Below are 18,031 nucleotides of genomic sequence, written 5' to 3'. Positions count from 1 at the left end.
TCATGGCTGAACGTAAATTCACTGGAAAGCACGCTCTGGCTGTGTTTGTCGGTGCTTTCGGCGTGATTATCGCGGTGAACCTTGTTCTTGCCTACAAGGCGGTCCAAACCTTTCCCGGGCTGGAGGTGAAGAACTCATACGTTGCCAGTCAGGAATTCAACGAGCGCCTGAAAGAACAGCAGGCGTTGGGCTGGGCTGTTCGGGCGGAAACCAAAGGCGGTCTTCTGATCCTGCACATCACCGATGAAAGTGGTGCCCCGGTTCAGGTGAGCGAATTGCAGGCGGTTGTTGGGCGGGCAACCCACGTGCGCGACGATTTCGCGCCGGATTTCACGTTCGACGGTACAGCTTATGCTACACCTGCCACATTGAGTAAGGGGAACTGGAACATCCGCTTGGTGGCGCGTGACAATAGTGGCGCCGAATTTTCGCAGCGGGTGCCGCTGTATGTGAAAGGGTAGCCAATGACGGCGCAGCTTTCATCTGGTACAGCGGCCTGCCCGGGTTGCCTTGCGGCTCCGCCAGAACCCGCCCGGCCCATACCGGAAGACGTGCAGATTGCCTTGTCACTGCCGGGCATTCATTGTTCGGCCTGTATCGCGACGGTCGAGCGTGAACTGAACGCGCATCCCGGTGTTGAAGACGCGCGTGTGAACCTGACCCTGAAGCGCGCGTTGATCAAAGCCGCACCGGAAATGCGTGCTGCCGATCTGATCCCTGTGCTTGAGCAGGCAGGGTTTGAAGCCCACGAGCTTGATCCCGGTGCTTTGTCAGCCACACAGACAGACAAGTCCGGCCGCGACCTGTTGATGCGTCTGGCGGTCGCCGGGTTTGCATCCATGAACGTCATGTTGCTTTCGGTGTCTGTTTGGTCTGGTGCGACCGACGCGACGCGCGACATGTTCCACTGGATCTCAGCCGCGATTGCATTGCCCGCCATAGCCTTCTCGGCCCAGCCTTTCTTTGCCAATGCCTGGAGCGCCTTGCGGGTGCGGCGACTGAATATGGATGTGCCGATTGTGCTGGCGATCCTGCTGGCGCTTATCACATCACTGTGGGAAACCGCACTGAGCGGTGAGCACGCCTATTTCGACGCTGCACTGACATTGACCTTCTTTCTGCTGGCTGGTCGGTATCTGGATTTCCGCACCCGCGCTGCAGCGCGGTCCGCGGCCGAGGAATTGACCGCTCTGGAAGTTCCCCGTGCAATTCGGGTTATTGACGGCATTGAAGAAGAAATTGCCGTTGCCGAGTTGCGCGTCGGAGATCTGATCCTCGTACGACCGGGTGGGCGCATGCCTGTAGACGGTCAGATCGTGTCGGGTCGGTCCGAACTGGATCGATCCCTTCTGACCGGCGAGACAGTGCCTGTCTTCGCCGAAGCAGGACAAACTGTCAGCGCGGGCGAAGTGAACCTGACCGGACCTTTGACCATTCAGGCAACCGCCGTGGGCGAGGATACGTCCTTGCATCGCATGGCTGATCTGGTGGCCATCGCCGAGTCTGGCCGGTCCCGCTATACCTCGTTGGCAGACAAAGCGGCCAAGCTCTATGCGCCTGGTGTGCATATCCTGTCAGCGCTCAGCTTTGTTGGGTGGTACCTCTATTCCGGTGATTTGCGTACGGCACTGAATATTGCGGCGGCAGTTCTGATCATAACCTGCCCCTGCGCGCTGGGTTTGGCTGTTCCCGCGGTGACGACTGCCGCTTCGGGTCGGTTGTTCCGCAAGGGAATGCTGATCAAACACGCAACAGCGCTCGAACGATTGTCCGAGGCCGACACGGTGGTGTTCGATAAAACCGGCACCCTGACATCCGGCGCCCCGGAGCTGGTCAACCTAGGAGATCATGCACGCGCCAAAGTCGAGATTGCCCAGGCGCTGGCCGAGGCCTCGGCGCATCCCTTGTCCGTGTCATTGGTAAAAGCGGCGCGCGCGGCCGGAATTAAGCCAGCAAATGTGCGAGGCATTACCGAAGTGCCCGGATATGGCACCGAAGGGGAATACCGTGGTCAGCGCGTTCGTTTGGGCAGGGCGGCATGGGTCGGTGCTGATCAGGGTACGGAAACCTCAGCCTGGCTGGCGGTCGGTGATGACGCGCCCGAAGCGTTTCGTTTCTCGGATACGTTGCGCCCGGGTGCGGCAGAGGCGGTGGACGCGCTACGTGCTTCGGGCAAGCATGTGCTTTTGATTTCAGGAGACTCGCAGGGTGCTGTGAAATCTCTGGCAGAAAAGCTGGGTATCACGGATTGGATTGCCGAGGCTTTACCGCAGGACAAGGCAAAACGCATTCAGGACCTCAGCGATCAGGGCCGCAACGTCTTGATGATCGGTGACGGGCTGAACGATACTGCCGCTCTGGCGGCGGCGCATGTGTCGATCTCTCCGGCCTCTGCGCTGGATGCCGCACGGGTCGCATCTGACATCGTGTTGTTGGGCAATGATCTTTCGCCGATTGCGGATGCCTGCGATACGGCGGTCAAAGCCACCAAGCGTATTCGTGAGAATTTTCAGATCGCGACGGTTTACAACGTGATTGCCGTTCCGCTGGCGGTTATCGGACTTGCGACACCGCTGATCGCGGCCTTGGCGATGTCGACCTCGTCGATTACCGTGTCGCTTAATGCATTGCGGCTGAGGTGACCCGGATGGAAGTGCTTGCCTATCTGATCCCGATTTCTCTGTTTCTGGGCGGCGTTGGTTTGGTCGCCTTCATCTACACGGTGCGCTCCAACCAGTATGAAGACCCCGAAGGCGACGCACGCCGCATCCTGAGTGACGAATGGGATGACAAACCCAAGCCGTGACTGAGTGTCCGGTAGGGGCAGAGTTGTTCCAACTGCCCTTGAAATTGTCGCAATGCCCGGCTATGTCCGGCCCATCCGCTAGCAGAGAGAACACGCCAAATGGCTACTATCAACCCGATCCAGTTCATTCAGCAGGTCCGTGCCGAAGTTTCCAAGGTCGTCTGGCCAACCCGGCGCGAGGTGCTGCTGACCACGGTTATGGTCTTCATCATGGCGGCGCTGACAGCGGTCTTCTTTGCTCTGGTCGATCTGGGTATCCGCAGTGGTCTTCAGCTGATTCTCGGTGCCTTCGGCTAAGCCGGTTTGGAAGGGCGGAAACACCGCTGCCCCCTTGCGCAGCGCGCAATGTCAGAGTAGGTGACACGGTACTATTCGGAATGGGCGTGTGGCGATTCGGGCTGCGCGCCGCTTTTTATTCCGGATGGCTTGACAGGATTTTAATGACGGGCGTGTTCGGCAAACAGAATGCCCCGAAGACAAACAAGGACGACAGGTTCATGGCGAAACGGTGGTACTCGGTCAGCGTTCTTTCGAATTTCGAAAAGAAGATCGCAGAGCAGATCCGCACGTCGGTGGCCGAGCAGGGCCTTGAGGACGATATCGACGAAGTTCTGGTGCCCACCGAAGAGGTGATCGAAGTGCGCCGGGGCAAGAAGGTCACGACCGAACGCCGCTTCATGCCCGGCTATGTGCTGGTGCATATGGAGATGTCGGATCAGGGTTATCACCTGATCAATTCGATCAATCGCGTTACCGGCTTTCTGGGCCCTCAGGGGCGCCCGATGCCGATGCGCGACGCTGAGGTGAACCAGATCCTCAACCGCGTTCAGGAAGGTGAAGAAGCGCCCAAGCTGATGATCACCTTCGAGATTGGCGAGAAAGTCAAGGTCAACGACGGCCCGTTCGAAGATTTCGACGGCATGGTCGAAGGCGTAGACGACGATGCGCAGAAGCTGAAGGTCTCGGTCTCGATCTTTGGTCGAGAAACTCCGGTCGAGCTGGATTTCACGCAGGTCACGAAGCAGATCTAACGCGCTTTACAGAGAATTTTGAAGCGCTGCAGTGCCAACGGCACCGCAGCGCTTTTTTGTTTTGACGAGCCAGTTTTTAAGCCCATATGGAAACGGCGTAGTACGTCAGCGACAATAAAACTGTTTTGCAGTTATGGTGGGCCGGGGATCAGTTCTTGTTGTTGAAGGACTGTAAGAATGTCGAGAATTGTCGAAGGGCTGACATCCACCGACCCGTCAAGGAATACACCAAGTCCACCTTCTCCGATCTCTCTTGGGCCGCCATTTTCGTAAACCGGGTCAAGGGACGCGAGTTCCGCCGGGAGTTCCGGGCACAACGGGGTTTCGTTTAACACAAGATCGATAGCTGCCAGCATAAGCTTCTTTACGGAGTCGAGAGTATTATCTTCCAAAAGCTGCTCACGCAGTTCTTCGGGAGCCGTAAGCGTAAGATCAATGAGTTTGAAAAAGGCGCAATTGTCGCGCAACTCGACAGTCGCTTCGGTGGACATATTCGCCAAGATAGCCTTTTTCTGTTCACCGCGCTGAAAGTCGCGTTCACTGGTCCGGCTGCATTCGAAGATCGTGATGGTCACATCCCCATTAAGATCCATCGCATCGTCCTGGGCTTCAAAGCTTAGATCATCAAGTCGGACTTGCAGACCGCAATTGTCAACAATTGCTTTATCAGCCAATCGCTCAGGCACAATTTTCTGAATTTCTCGAAGATCGAGTAACGCGCCCACTCCGATCCGAGTAGGGGCGACAGCGGTGAGGTTCAGATCGAGCGTATATGGCAGCGCCGTCTCCCGGACCTGTAATGTCGAGTCGATGACGAAATCGACCTGTTGTGCATTGGTTGCCCGGGCAACCAAAGCGGCTGCTATTAAGACTGGGAAAACCAACCAAAGTCTCATTCAGAAAACTCCAATACGCCAAGCTCCTTCAGCCCACCAAGGACTTTGACTATTGTCTCTGCGCTGACATCGGCAGATCCGGTAATAGCTGCTCCCATCCCACCGGGAGCAATTTCGCGTGTGCCTCCGGACTCGTAATCAGGGTCGAGAACTGTGAATTCTTCAGGCAGTGGCGGACAAACCGGATGGGCTGCCAAAAACTCGCCTCCCTTTTCCAGGACTGCTTCGTTGATGCGATTGGTCAGGCCGAACAGGTCGGTGACAGCGCCGATGAACCCGCGCGGATTCAGATCAACCCCTTCGATACTGAATGTGAGACATTGGCCTTTCACCTCTGCCTTGGCGACCGCAACCGCGTCTACCGTTGCCCCAAAGTATCGAAAGCCCGGTTCTTCGCGCCGATTGCAGGTTGTAAACCGAGCACGAGCCGAGCCCTCGACCCGCACGGTGTCACCCTTGGCAGTGACATTTCGAACCTCGAGGTAGATTTGGCGTTTGCAGCTTTCTTCCAAGGGGCCAGTTAGTATCTGAGGCGCCTTTTCCTGCAATCCACGCAGATCCATGAAGGCCTTCAATCGCAAACGGGTAGGGCTGGCTTCTTCGAGACCGCCATAAACGGTAAAGGGAACAGGAATATCGCGCAGGGGAACTTCTTTGGTCAGTTTGATCTGAAACCGACCGGCAAAGGAGGCAGGATCAATCCCTGTCGGAGCAAATGAAGAAGGTCTGTCAGATGCGCCGGTTTGGGCAACCGTATCGGACGCGGCGCTTTGATCCTGAGCCTTGCTGCCGCAGCCTGGAACCACAGCAAAAAGAATGAAGATCAGTAGTCCCTTGTTTAGTCGAGATGATGCCATCCCTGACCACCTCTTTTTGTTGACCAAGCTGTACTACGATACCTGCCTTCGCTTTTGAAGCAACTAAAGTATTCAAATAAATTACTATGTTTGGAGATTCCTTACTGTCACCAACACCTGATCAGAAGATAAACGCACCATTCAGGAATAAGGTGCACACCACTTGCCAACCCCTCTGTTCCGCTATACATGCCGCCCTATCGTCTTCGGGCGAGATTCTCTCGTGGGAGGTTGCAGGGATCGCGATCCCGGATCGGACCACGCAACATAAACCGGATGGGACGCGTCTCATCTACGTTGAAAGGAAAACCAAATGGCCAAGAAGCTTGCTGGTACAATGAAACTGCAGGTTCCTGCAGGTCAGGCGAACCCGTCGCCGCCAGTTGGTCCGGCGCTGGGTCAGCGCGGCATCAACATCATGGAATTCTGCAAGGCGTTCAACGCCAAGACAGCAGACATGGAGCAGGGCGCGCCTTGCCCAACTGTGATCACCTATTATCAGGACAAGTCCTTCACCATGGACATCAAGACGCCGCCCGCGTCTTATTACCTGAAAAAAGCCGCTGGCCTGAAGCCGGTTGGCAAGCGTAACCGCCCCCGTGGCGCGGAAAACCCAGGTCGTGAGACCGTGGCTACCGTGACCAGCAAGCAGGTTCGTGAAATCGCCGAAGCCAAAATGAAAGATCTGAACGCCAACGACGTCGAAGGCGCAATGCAGATCATCCTGGGCTCGGCCCGCTCTATGGGCATCGAGGTGAAGTAAGATGGCAAAACTCGGTAAACGTACGCGCACCGCGCGCGAAGCTTTCGCTGGCAAGACAGATCTGTCGGTGGAAGAAGCGGTTGCACTGGTTAAAGCCCACGCAACTTCGAAGTTTGACGAAACCGTCGAGATCGCTCTAAACTTGGGTGTTGACACCCGTCACGCAGACCAGATGGTTCGTGGCGTTGTCGGCCTGCCAAATGGCACCGGCAAAACCATGCGCGTTGCTGTGTTCGCTCGTGGCCCCAAGGCTGACGAAGCGAAAGAAGCTGGCGCGGATATCATTGGTGCAGAAGACCTGATGGAAACTATTCAGGGCGGCACCATCGAATTCGATCGCTGCATTGCCACCCCGGACATGATGCCGATCGTCGGTCGTCTGGGTAAGGTCCTGGGCCCCCGCAACCTGATGCCGAACCCCAAGGTCGGCACTGTGACCATGGACGTGAAAGCAGCCGTGGAAGCAGCCAAGGGCGGTGAAGTTCAGTTCAAAGCGGAAAAAGGCGGCGTTGTGCACGCCGGTGTTGGCAAAGCGTCGTTCGACGAAGCCAAGCTGGTCGAAAACGTCCGCGCGTTTGTCTCGGCTGTGGCCAAGGCGAAACCGTCGGGCGCCAAAGGCACCTACATGAAGAAAATCGCGCTGAGCTCGACCATGGGCCCGGGCGTGACTGTAGATGTTGCGGAAGCTGCGGGCGAATAAACGTCGCCAAAGCTGTTATTTGCATCGGGCAGCCAATTTTGGCTGCCCTTTCTTTTTCAATTCAAAGTCAGGCTGGTGTGACGGGCGACATTGCCCTTTAGCGTAAAGAACCCGAATTCTTCGATGGACGTCCATGTACCGACACCTTTGTCCAAAGGTTCAGAGGCGATCACCCTGCCACCGTGGTCCAATCCTTCGCCAATATACAAAGACGGGCTGCGTTGATCGGTGGAATAGCGGAATGCATAGAGTGTTGTGCCATCAGATATGGCGACGGCCATCCGATCTGGTTCTTTTCGGTCGGCACCCAGCGCCAGGATTTGCCGTAACGTGGTCTGGATCGCCTCTGCAACTGATGTATCCAGGCCGTTGGCAAGCATTAAGAGAAACAGCAACTCTGAATCTGTGGAGCCCCGACGCGCGGCGTAAAACTCATCCGTCAAAGAGGTTTCCAGACCTCTTTTCAGGTGCCCAAATTCGCCAATCTGACCATTGTGCACAAAGGACCATTTTCCGAAGGTAAACGGATGGCAATTCGAACGCGAAACCTCTCCAAAAGTAGAAGCCCTCACATGGGCAAGAAACAGGGGTGACTTGATCATTCTGCACAGATCATCCAGATTGCCATCCGACCAGGCTGGCAAAACGTCACGGTACAAACCGGGTCTTTCCTGTTTTGCGTACCAAGCCATGCCGAATCCATCTCCGTTTACAGCAAGCTTTGCTTCATTGGCGTGCTGGCTTTGTTCAAGGAGAGAGTGTCGAGGTTTGATGATGATGTTTTCAAGCGGTATGCTAGGCCCTGAATAGGCAACAATTCGGCACATATTTTGGTCCTCTGGTTGCGCAGCACATCTGCGCCACAAGGCTCGGTCAATTCGCAGAGGAAGTCATCTCACAATTGTGCACAATCTAATCTGCTGGATTGCGGGTCACCACGGTCAAACGCGCTGAACGGGCTGGACTATGGGATATTGGAGTTTTCAAAGTGATTTACCCCTTGGAAACCCCACTCAACTGGCCTAAGTAGAGCTACGAAATAAAGCGTGCGATTCGTCGTGCGCTTTATTTTGTTTCGTCCAAGACGGTGGGTGGTGCCATTCGGCCCCTTAATTCCCTGCCTGAGACGGGTAAGACCAAAGAATTTCGGGGGCTCTGGCCCTCGGGCGAATTTTGGCTCAACCCCGTAACAACGGACCTGAACGCTGGGGCGCAAGCCGCAGCAAATATGAGCCGGGATGAAATATCATCCCAAACTTGGAGAGAACTGTGGATAGAGCCCAGAAAGAGAAAGTGGTCGAGGAACTCGGCCAGATCTTCGAAAGCTCTGGCGTCGTGGTGGTTTCGCACTACGCCGGTCTGACAGTTGCCGAGATGCAGGACCTTCGCGCACGTGCTCGTGACGCGGGTGGCGCCGTGCGTGTTGCCAAGAACAGGCTCGCCAAAATCGCCCTCGACGGAAAGCCATGTGCAAGCATTGCTGACCTGCTGACGGGTATGACCGTTCTGACCTATTCCGAAGACCCCGTGGCAGCAGCCAAGGTGGCCGAGGACTTCGCCAAGGATAACAAGAATTTTGAGATTCTTGGTGGCGCAATGGGTGAGAACGCTCTGGACCGCAAAGGCGTCGAAACAGTTTCGAAAATGCCGTCTCGCGAGGAGCTTATTGCTCAGATCGTGGGCTGCATTGGCGCACCTGCTTCGAACATCGCCGGCGCGATTGGCGCACCTGCAAGCAACATCGCAAGCATCCTTTCCACCATCGAAGAGAAGGCGGAAGCTGCGTAAGCGGTTGGCACTGAATGATCTGCGTAGGGCAAATGCCCTGACGTTGGAACACACACTGTAAAACGGAAAGAGCTGATAAAATGGCTGATCTGAAAGCACTCGCAGAAAGCATCGTGGGTCTGACCCTGCTGGAAGCACAAGAACTGAAAACCATCCTCAAAGACGAATATGGCATCGAGCCCGCAGCTGGCGGCGCAGTTGTCATGGCAGCTGGCGGCGACGCCGGTGGCGCTGCTGAGGAAGAAAAAACCGAATTCGACGTCGTTCTGAAAAACGCCGGCGCTTCGAAAATCAACGTGATCAAAGAAGTTCGCGGCATCACCGGTCTGGGCCTGAAAGAAGCCAAGGAACTGGTCGAAGCTGGCGGCAAGATCAAAGAAGGCGTGTCGAAAGACGAAGCCGAAGAAGTCAAAGGCAAGCTGGAAGCAGCTGGCGCCGAAGTCGAGCTGGCCTAAGTCAGTCGACAGATACGTCGCTGACGTATCGTAAAATTTGGCTGGATCCGGAGAAATCCGGGTCCAGCCGAACCTGTCTTAGAAAGGGCCTCAGCATGTGGGGCGTTTTCTAAGACACGGTTTCGGATCGGGAGGCTGCCTTCGGGACGGTGGCCACGAATTGATCCGAACGTGTTGTCTCTATTGTGCAAGGCGCCGGGGCCCGACGGTGTCTTAGCCCGCTGAGAACATCGAAAGGTGACATCTGACATGGCTCAATCGTTCCTTGGCCAGAAACGTCTTCGGAAATATTACGGCAAAATCCGCGAAGTGCTGGAGATGCCGAACCTCATTGAGGTCCAGAAATCTTCTTATGATCTATTCCTGCGCTCCGGCGATGCAGAGCAGCCCGCTGACGGCGAAGGCATCAAAGGCGTGTTCCAGTCGGTTTTCCCGATCAAGGATTTCAACGAAACTTCCGTTCTGGAGTTCGTGAAATACGATCTGGAAAAACCCAAATATGACGTCGAAGAGTGTATGCAGCGCGACATGACCTATAGCGCGCCGCTCAAGGTCACCCTGCGTCTGATCGTGTTCGATGTCGATGAAGACACCGGCGCGAAATCGGTCAAAGACATCAAGGAACAGGATGTCTTCATGGGCGACATGCCCCTGATGACGCCGAACGGCACCTTCGTCGTAAACGGCACCGAGCGTGTGATCGTTTCGCAAATGCACCGTTCGCCTGGTGTGTTCTTCGATCACGACAAGGGTAAAACCCATTCCTCGGGTAAGCTGTTGTTTGCCTGCCGCATCATCCCGTATCGCGGCAGCTGGTTGGACTTTGAGTTCGACGCCAAGGACATCGTGTTCGCCCGTATCGACCGCCGCCGCAAACTGCCTGTGACGACTCTGCTATATGCGCTGGGTCTGGATCAGGAAGCGATCATGGACGCGTATTACACAACAGTGTCGTACTCGCTGGACAAGAAGAAGGGATGGGTCACGCCGTTCTTCCCCGAACGTGTGCGCGGCACCCGTCCGACCTATGATCTGATCGACGCGAAATCCGGTGAAGTGATCGCCGAAGCAGGCAAGAAGGTCACGCCACGCGCAGTCAAGAAGCTGATCGACGAAGGCAACGTTACCGAATTGCTGGTTCCGTTCGATCACATCGTCGGCAAATTCGTTGCCAAGGATATCATCAACGAGGAAACTGGCGCGATCTATGTCGAGGCCGGTGATGAGCTGACCCTGGAATACGACAAAGGTGGCGACCTGATCGGCGGCACCGCAAAAGAGCTGATCGATGCGGGCATCACCGACATTCCGGTTCTGGATATCGACAACGTCAACGTTGGCCCCTACATGCGCAACACCATGGCTCAGGACAAGAACCTGAACCGTGAAAGCGCGCTGATGGATATCTACCGCGTCATGCGTCCGGGTGAGCCGCCCACCGTCGAAGCTGCATCGGCCTTGTTCGACACGCTGTTCTTCGATGGCGAACGGTATGACCTGTCCGCCGTTGGCCGTGTGAAGATGAACATGCGCCTGGCTCTGGATGCGCCGGATACCCTGCGCACGCTTCGCCGCGAAGACATCGTCGCCTGCATCAAGGCGCTGGTGGAACTGCGTGACGGCAAGGGTGACATCGACGATATCGACCACCTCGGCAACCGTCGTGTGCGCTCGGTCGGCGAGTTGATGGAAAACCAGTACCGCGTCGGTCTGCTGCGCATGGAGCGCGCGATCAAAGAGCGTATGTCGTCGGTCGAAATTGACACCGTCATGCCGCAGGACCTGATCAACGCGAAACCGGCTGCGGCTGCTGTCCGCGAATTCTTCGGCTCGTCGCAGCTGTCGCAGTTCATGGACCAGACCAACCCGCTGTCCGAGGTGACCCACAAACGCCGTCTCTCGGCGCTTGGCCCCGGTGGTCTGACACGTGAGCGCGCGGGTTTTGAAGTGCGCGACGTGCACCCGACCCATTATGGCCGGATGTGCCCGATCGAAACGCCTGAAGGTCCGAACATCGGTCTGATCAACTCGCTGGCCACCTTCGCCCGCGTGAACAAATATGGCTTCATCGAAACACCCTATCGCGTTGTCAAAGACGCCGAGGTGACCGATGAGGTTCATTACATGTCCGCGACCGAGGAAATGCGTCACACCGTGGCACAGGCGAACGCGACACTGGATGCCGATGGCAAGTTCATCAACGATCTGGTTTCGACCCGTCAGTCGGGCGACTACACTCTTGCCCCGCGCGAGAATGTGGACCTTATCGACGTCAGCCCGAAACAGCTGGTCTCGGTCGCTGCATCGCTGATCCCGTTCCTTGAAAACGACGACGCCAACCGCGCTCTGATGGGCTCGAACATGCAACGTCAGGCGGTTCCGCTTCTGCGGGCCGAAGCGCCGCTGGTTGGTACCGGCATCGAGGAAAAGGTTGCGATCGATTCAGGCGCTGCGATCCAGGCGAAACGCGCCGGCATCATCGACCAGGTCGATGCCCAGCGTATCGTTATTCGCGCCACTGAAGATCTGGAACTGGGCGACGCCGGTGTTGATATCTACCGTCTGCGCAAGTTCCAGCGATCGAACCAGAACACCTGCATCAACCAGCGTCCGCTGATCAAGGTGGGTGATACCGTCCAGAAGGGCGAGGTGATTGCCGATGGTCCGTCCACCGATATCGGTGAACTGGCGCTTGGTAAGAACGTGGTCGTCGCGTTCATGCCGTGGAACGGTTACAACTACGAAGACTCGATCCTGATCTCGGAACGTATCGCGCGTGATGACGTCTTTACCTCGGTTCATATCGAGGAATTCGAAGTCGCCGCCCGGGATACAAAGCTGGGTCCGGAAGAGATCACTCGCGACATCCCGAACGTCGGTGAAGAAGCGCTGCGCAACCTCGACGAGGCGGGCATCGTTTACATCGGCGCGGATGTTGAGCCGGGCGATATTCTGGTCGGCAAGATCACTCCGAAGGGCGAAAGCCCGATGACCCCGGAAGAAAAGCTGCTGCGCGCCATCTTTGGTGAAAAAGCATCTGACGTGCGCGACACCTCGTTGCGCGTGAAACCGGGCGATTACGGAACGGTCGTTGAAGTCCGCGTCTTCAACCGTCACGGCGTCGAAAAAGACGAGCGTGCACTGCAGATCGAGCGTGAGGAAGTCGAACGTCTGGCCCGTGACCGGGACGACGAGCTGGCGATCCTGGACCGCAACATCTATGCGCGCCTGCAAGGTCTGATCATGGGCAAAACCGCGGTCAAAGGCCCGAAAGGCGTCAAGGCAGGGTCGGTGATCACCGAGGACCTGCTGGACATGCTGACCCGTGGTCAGTGGTGGCAGCTGGCGCTGGAAGACGAGAAGGATGCACAGATCGTCGAGGCGCTGAACGAGCAATACGAAGTGCTCAAACGTGCGCTGGACGCCCGTTTCGAGGACAAGGTCGAGAAGGTCCGTCGTGGCGACGACCTGCCGCCGGGTGTGATGAAGATGGTCAAGGTCTTCATCGCCGTGAAGCGTAAGCTGCAGCCGGGCGACAAGATGGCCGGTCGTCACGGGAACAAAGGTGTGATCTCCAAGGTTGTTCCGATGGAAGACATGCCGTTCCTGGCCGACGGTACTCCGGTTGACTTCTGTCTGAACCCGCTGGGCGTGCCTTCGCGTATGAACGTTGGTCAGATCCTTGAAACCCACATGGGTTGGGCCGCACGCGGTCTGGGTTTGAACATCGACGATGCACTGGGTGAATACCGCCGTTCCGGCGACCTGACTCCGGTTCGCGAAGCGATGAAGCTGGCCTATGGCGAAAATGTCTACGACGAAGGCATTGCCGGCATGGACGAGGGGCATCTGATCGAAGCGGCGGGCAACGTGACTCGTGGTGTTCCGATCGCGACCCCGGTCTTTGACGGTGCCAAGGAAGCTGACGTCAACGACGCACTGGTGCGTGCGGGCTTCTCGGAAAGCGGTCAGTCGGTTCTGTTCGACGGTCGTACCGGTGAGCAATTTGCGCGCCCGGTCACCGTGGGTATCAAGTACCTGCTGAAACTGCACCACCTTGTGGATGACAAAATCCACGCGCGTTCGACCGGGCCGTACAGCCTGGTTACCCAGCAACCGCTGGGTGGTAAGGCGCAGTTCGGTGGTCAGCGCTTTGGTGAGATGGAGGTCTGGGCTCTGGAAGCTTATGGCGCCGCCTACACCCTGCAGGAGATGCTGACCGTGAAATCGGATGACGTCGCGGGCCGGACCAAGGTCTATGAGTCGATCGTCAAGGGCGAGGATAACTTTGAAGCGGGCGTACCGGAATCGTTCAACGTTCTGGTTAAAGAAGTCCGTGGTCTCGGCCTGAATATGGAACTCCTGGATGCGGAGGAAGAGTAGGGGCGGCAACGCCCCACACTCATCCCATCCCAATTTGTAAGGACGCAAAATGAACCAGGAAATCACCAACAACCCGTTCAACCCGCTGACGCCTCCGAAAGTCTTTGACGAGATCAAAGTCTCCTTGGCGTCGCCCGAGCGGATCCTGTCTTGGTCCTATGGCGAGATCAAGAAACCCGAAACCATCAATTACCGGACGTTCAAGCCTGAACGTGACGGTCTGTTCTGCGCACGTATCTTTGGCCCGATCAAAGACTACGAATGTCTGTGCGGCAAATATAAGCGGATGAAGTATCGCGGCGTTGTCTGCGAGAAATGCGGTGTGGAAGTCACCTTGCAGAAAGTCCGTCGCGAGCGTATGGGCCATATCGAACTGGCCGCGCCCGTCGCACACATCTGGTTCCTGAAATCGCTGCCGTCCCGCATCGGTCTGATGCTGGACATGACGCTGCGCGATCTGGAACGCGTTCTGTACTTTGAAAACTATGTCGTCATCGAGCCCGGTCTGACCGACCTGTCGTATGGCCAGATGTTGACAGAAGAAGAGTACATGGATGCGCAGGATGCCTATGGCATGGACGCGTTCACCGCCAATATCGGTGCTGAAGCCATTCGTGAGATGCTGGCCCAGATCGATCTGGAAGCCGAAGCCGAGCAGTTGCGCGCTGATCTGGCCGAAGCAACCGGCGAGCTGAAGCCCAAGAAGATCATCAAGCGTCTGAAGGTTGTTGAATCCTTCCTCGAGTCGGGCAACCGGCCTGAATGGATGGTGATGACCGTGATTCCGGTCATTCCGCCGGAACTGCGTCCGCTGGTTCCGCTGGATGGTGGCCGTTTCGCGACCTCGGATCTGAACGATCTGTATCGCCGCGTCATCAACCGGAACAACCGTCTGAAGCGTCTGATCGAACTGCGCGCACCTGACATCATTGTCCGCAACGAAAAGCGGATGCTGCAGGAATCTGTGGACGCTCTGTTCGACAACGGCCGTCGTGGCCGCGTGATCACCGGCGCCAACAAGCGCCCGCTGAAATCGCTGTCGGACATGCTGAAGGGTAAGCAGGGTCGCTTCCGTCAGAACCTTCTGGGGAAACGCGTCGACTTCTCGGGCCGTTCGGTCATTGTGACCGGTCCGGAGCTCAAGTTGCACCAGTGTGGTCTGCCCAAGAAGATGGCGCTGGAGCTGTTCAAGCCGTTCATCTACTCGCGCCTTGAAGCCAAGGGTCTGTCTTCGACCGTGAAACAGGCGAAGAAACTGGTCGAGAAAGAGCGCCCCGAAGTGTGGGATATCCTCGACGAGGTTATCCGCGAACACCCCGTGATGCTGAACCGTGCGCCGACGCTGCACCGTCTTGGCATTCAGGCGTTCGAGCCGGTCCTGATCGAAGGCAAAGCCATCCAGCTGCACCCGCTGGTCTGTTCGGCCTTTAACGCCGACTTCGACGGGGATCAGATGGCCGTGCACGTCCCGCTGAGCCTTGAGGCCCAGCTGGAAGCGCGTGTTCTGATGATGTCGACGAATAACGTTCTGTCGCCTGCAAATGGCGCGCCGATCATCGTTCCTTCGCAGGATATGATCCTGGGTCTGTACTATGTGACACTGGAACGCGAAGGCATGTCGGGTGAAGGCAAGGTGTTCGGTTCTATCGACGAAGTTCAGCACGCGCTGGATTCGGGCGAGGTACATCTGCACACCAAGATCACCGCGCGGGTCACCCAGATCGACGAGGAAGGCAACGAAGTTCAGAAGCGTTACGAGACCACTCCGGGCCGTCTGCGTTTGGGTGCCTTGCTGCCTATGAACAACAAAGCGCCGTTCGAGCTGGTCAACCGTCTGCTGCGGAAAAAAGAAGTGCAGCAGGTGATCGACACCGTCTACCGCTATTGCGGTCAGAAAGAGTCGGTTATCTTCTGTGACCAGATCATGTCGATGGGCTTCAAAGAAGCGTTTAAAGCCGGTATCTCGTTCGGTAAGGACGACATGGTCATCCCGAACGACAAGTGGGGCATCGTTGATGAAACCCGCAGTCAGGTGAAGGACTTTGAACAGCAGTACATGGACGGTCTGATCACTCAGGGCGAAAAGTACAACAAAGTTGTCGATGCCTGGTCGAAGTGTAACGATCGCGTGACTGAGGCGATGATGAGCACGATCTCATCCTCGGATCGGGCTGCGGACGGATCCGAGCAGGAGCCGAACTCGGTCTACATGATGGCCCACTCCGGTGCGCGTGGCTCGGTCACTCAGATGAAGCAGCTGGGCGGTATGCGTGGCCTGATGGCCAAGCCGAACGGTGACATCATTGAAACGCCGATCATTTCCAACTTTAAAGAAGGTCTGACCGTTCTCGAGTACTTTAACTCGACCCACGGTGCCCGTAAGGGCCTGTCGGATACGGCTCTGAAAACGGCGAACTCGGGTTACCTGACTCGCCGTCTGGTTGACGTCGCACAGGACTGCATCGTTCGCGAGATCGATTGTGGCACCGAGCGTGCTATCACCGCAGAAGCTGCCGTGAACGATGGCGAGGTTGTTGCCTCGCTGGCCGAACGTGTGCTGGGCCGTGTATCGGCAGACGATGTTCTTCGTCCGGGCACGGATGAGGTGCTGGTTGCTGCTGGTCAACTCATCGACGAGCGCATGGCAGACATCATTGATGAGGCCGCAGTTGCATCCATGCGCATCCGCTCGCCACTGACCTGTGAGTCGGAAGAGGGGGTCTGTGCCACCTGCTATGGTCGTGACCTTGCGCGCGGTACACAGGTCAACACCGGTGAAGCTGTTGGCATCATCGCCGCGCAATCCATCGGTGAGCCCGGTACGCAGCTGACGATGCGGACCTTCCACATCGGTGGTGTTGCCCAAGGTGGTCAACAGTCATTCCAGGAGGCCAGCCAAGACGGTGTGGTTTCGTTCGAGAACCCGCAGGTTCTGGCCAATTCCGCAGGTGAAATCCTGGTGATGGGTCGGAACATGAAGCTGGTGATCAAGGACGAACACGGCGAGGAACGTGCCAGCCACAAGCTGGGCTACGGCTCCAAGCTGTTCGTCAAGGATGGTGCCAAGGTTGCTCGCGGTGACAAGCTGTACGAATGGGACCCCTACACTCTGCCGATCATCGCCGAGAAAGCCGGTACTGCAAAATACGTTGATCTGGTTTCGGGCATCGCTGTCCGGGACGAGACCGATGATGCGACCGGCATGACCCAGAAAATCGTGATCGACTGGCGCGCGGCCCCCAAAGGCAGCGACCTCAAGCCCGAGATCATTCTGGTTGGCGAAGATGGCGAGCCGGTCCGTAACGATGCGGGCAACCCGGTTCACTATCCGATGTCTGTGGATGCGATTCTGTCGATCGAAGATGGTCAGCAGATCGAGGCCGGTGAAGTTGTTGCGCGTATCCCGCGTGAAGGCGCCAAAACCAAGGACATCACCGGTGGTTTGCCGCGTGTGGCCGAACTGTTCGAAGCCCGTCGTCCGAAGGATCACGCGATCATCGCAGAAGCCGATGGTTACGTGCGCTTTGGCCGCGACTACAAGAACAAGCGTCGCATCAGCATCGAACCGGCGGACGAGTCTATGGAAACGATCGAGTATATGGTGCCCAAGGGCAAACATATCCCGGTCGCGGAAGGCGACTTTATCCAGAAGGGCGAATACCTGATGGACGGTAACCCAGCTCCGCATGACATCCTGTCCATCATGGGTGTCGAAGCGCTGGCGGATTACATGATCGACGAGGTGCAGGATGTTTATCGTCTGCAGGGCGTGAAGATCAACGACAAGCACATCGAGGTGATCGTGCGCCAGATGCTGCAGAAGTGGGAGATCCTGGATTCAGGCGACACCACCCTGCTGAAAGGCGAACATGTCGACAAGCAGGAGTTCGACGCGGCCAACGAGAAGACGTTGGCCCGTGGCGGTCGTCTGGCTCAGGGCGAACCGATCCTGCTGGGGATCACCAAAGCTTCGCTGCAGACGCGTTCGTTCATCTCGGCGGCGTCGTTCCAGGAAACCACCCGCGTTCTGACCGAGGCTTCGGTTCAGGGCAAGAAGGACAAGCTGGTTGGCCTGAAAGAGAACGTCATTGTCGGTCGTCTGATCCCTGCCGGTACGGGTGGGGCTACTCAGAGCGTACAGCGTGTCGCCCAGTCGCGTGACAACGTGGTCATCGAAGCCCGCCGGGAAGAGGCCGAAGCGGCCGCTGCCTTGGCTGCGCCGATTATGGATGACGATCTGGTCGGAGATGAACTGGACGTTCTGGTGGAAACACCGGAAAGCCGGGAGTAAGCTTCGTCGTATCGAATTAAGAAAGGCCCTGCGAAATCGCGGGGCCTTTTTTTGACGCTGA

General features: G+C 56.9%; 14 protein-coding genes. 11 read left to right on the top strand and 3 right to left on the bottom strand.

The window, feature by feature from the left end; all coding sequences use genetic code 11:
• Positions 1-2 precede the first annotated feature (2 nt).
• The 5 genes from Q0816_RS19790 to nusG all read left to right on the top strand — a co-directional run bounded on the left by Q0816_RS19790 (position 3) and on the right by nusG (position 3,837).
• Positions 3-461 (top strand): FixH family protein, encoded by a 459-nt coding sequence (locus Q0816_RS19790; protein WP_298853877.1) that lies wholly within the window; start codon positions 3-5, stop codon positions 459-461.
• A gap of 3 nt (positions 462-464) precedes the next feature.
• Positions 465-2,642: a heavy metal translocating P-type ATPase gene (locus tag Q0816_RS19785; protein WP_298853875.1), complete on the top strand. Its 2,178-nt coding sequence runs from the start codon at positions 465-467 to the stop codon at positions 2,640-2,642.
• 5 nt (positions 2,643-2,647) lie between these two features.
• A complete protein-coding gene (ccoS, locus tag Q0816_RS19780) occupies positions 2,648-2,806 on the top strand; it encodes a cbb3-type cytochrome oxidase assembly protein CcoS (RefSeq protein ID WP_170417043.1) in 159 nt (52 codons plus the stop codon).
• A 99-nt stretch (positions 2,807-2,905) separates the two neighbouring features.
• Complete coding sequence (gene secE, locus Q0816_RS19775) at positions 2,906-3,103, top strand: preprotein translocase subunit SecE (protein WP_298853873.1); 198 nt, start codon at positions 2,906-2,908, stop codon at positions 3,101-3,103.
• A gap of 200 nt (positions 3,104-3,303) precedes the next feature.
• Complete coding sequence (gene nusG / locus Q0816_RS19770) at positions 3,304-3,837, top strand: transcription termination/antitermination protein NusG (RefSeq protein ID WP_298853871.1); 534 nt, start codon at positions 3,304-3,306, stop codon at positions 3,835-3,837.
• A 131-nt stretch (positions 3,838-3,968) separates the two neighbouring features.
• On the opposite strand, the gene Q0816_RS19765 is transcribed toward nusG, so the two are convergent.
• Positions 3,969-4,733: a hypothetical protein gene (locus Q0816_RS19765; RefSeq protein ID WP_298853869.1), complete on the bottom strand. Its 765-nt coding sequence runs from the start codon at positions 4,731-4,733 to the stop codon at positions 3,969-3,971.
• Positions 4,730-5,590: a hypothetical protein gene (locus Q0816_RS19760; protein WP_298853867.1), complete on the bottom strand. Its 861-nt coding sequence runs from the start codon at positions 5,588-5,590 to the stop codon at positions 4,730-4,732. Before Q0816_RS19760 ends, Q0816_RS19765 begins: the two co-directional genes overlap by 4 nt.
• Positions 5,591-5,903: 313 nt before the next feature.
• Here Q0816_RS19760 and rplK point away from each other — a divergent pair, with 313 nt between their 5' ends.
• Both rplK and rplA read left to right on the top strand, forming a co-directional pair.
• Positions 5,904-6,353, top strand: coding sequence for a 50S ribosomal protein L11 (gene rplK / locus Q0816_RS19755; RefSeq protein WP_037314971.1), 450 nt, complete (start codon positions 5,904-5,906; stop codon positions 6,351-6,353).
• Position 6,354: 1 nt separating this feature from the next.
• Positions 6,355-7,053 (top strand): 50S ribosomal protein L1, encoded by a 699-nt coding sequence (gene rplA, locus Q0816_RS19750; protein ID WP_298853865.1) that lies wholly within the window; start codon positions 6,355-6,357, stop codon positions 7,051-7,053.
• A 56-nt stretch (positions 7,054-7,109) separates the two neighbouring features.
• Here the strand turns inward: rplA and Q0816_RS19745 are convergent, their stop codons facing one another.
• On the bottom strand, positions 7,110-7,880 hold the full coding sequence (locus tag Q0816_RS19745) for a class II glutamine amidotransferase (protein ID WP_298853864.1): 771 nt from the start codon (positions 7,878-7,880) through the stop codon (positions 7,110-7,112).
• A gap of 442 nt (positions 7,881-8,322) precedes the next feature.
• On the opposite strand from Q0816_RS19745, the gene rplJ reads away from it, so the two are divergent.
• From rplJ to rpoC, 4 genes are all read left to right on the top strand, one after another.
• Positions 8,323-8,841, top strand: coding sequence for a 50S ribosomal protein L10 (gene rplJ, locus Q0816_RS19740; protein WP_050605019.1), 519 nt, complete (start codon positions 8,323-8,325; stop codon positions 8,839-8,841).
• Positions 8,842-8,921: 80 nt separating this feature from the next.
• Positions 8,922-9,296, top strand: coding sequence for a 50S ribosomal protein L7/L12 (gene rplL, locus Q0816_RS19735; RefSeq protein WP_037314964.1), 375 nt, complete (start codon positions 8,922-8,924; stop codon positions 9,294-9,296).
• Between the two features lie 249 nt (positions 9,297-9,545).
• A complete protein-coding gene (gene rpoB / locus Q0816_RS19730) occupies positions 9,546-13,679 on the top strand; it encodes a DNA-directed RNA polymerase subunit beta (RefSeq protein WP_298853858.1) in 4,134 nt (1,377 codons plus the stop codon).
• A gap of 49 nt (positions 13,680-13,728) precedes the next feature.
• Positions 13,729-17,970 carry a DNA-directed RNA polymerase subunit beta' gene (gene rpoC / locus Q0816_RS19725; protein ID WP_298853856.1) on the top strand — a complete coding sequence of 1,414 codons (4,242 nt, stop codon included), beginning with the start codon at positions 13,729-13,731 and terminating at the stop codon, positions 17,968-17,970.
• The last annotated feature ends 61 nt before the right edge of the window (positions 17,971-18,031 follow it).

The sequence above is a fragment of the uncultured Ruegeria sp. genome (genome assembly GCF_947497005.1).
Taxonomy (GTDB): Bacteria; Pseudomonadota; Alphaproteobacteria; order Rhodobacterales; family Rhodobacteraceae; genus Ruegeria.
This window is presented reverse-complemented; position numbering and strand designations above follow the sequence as displayed.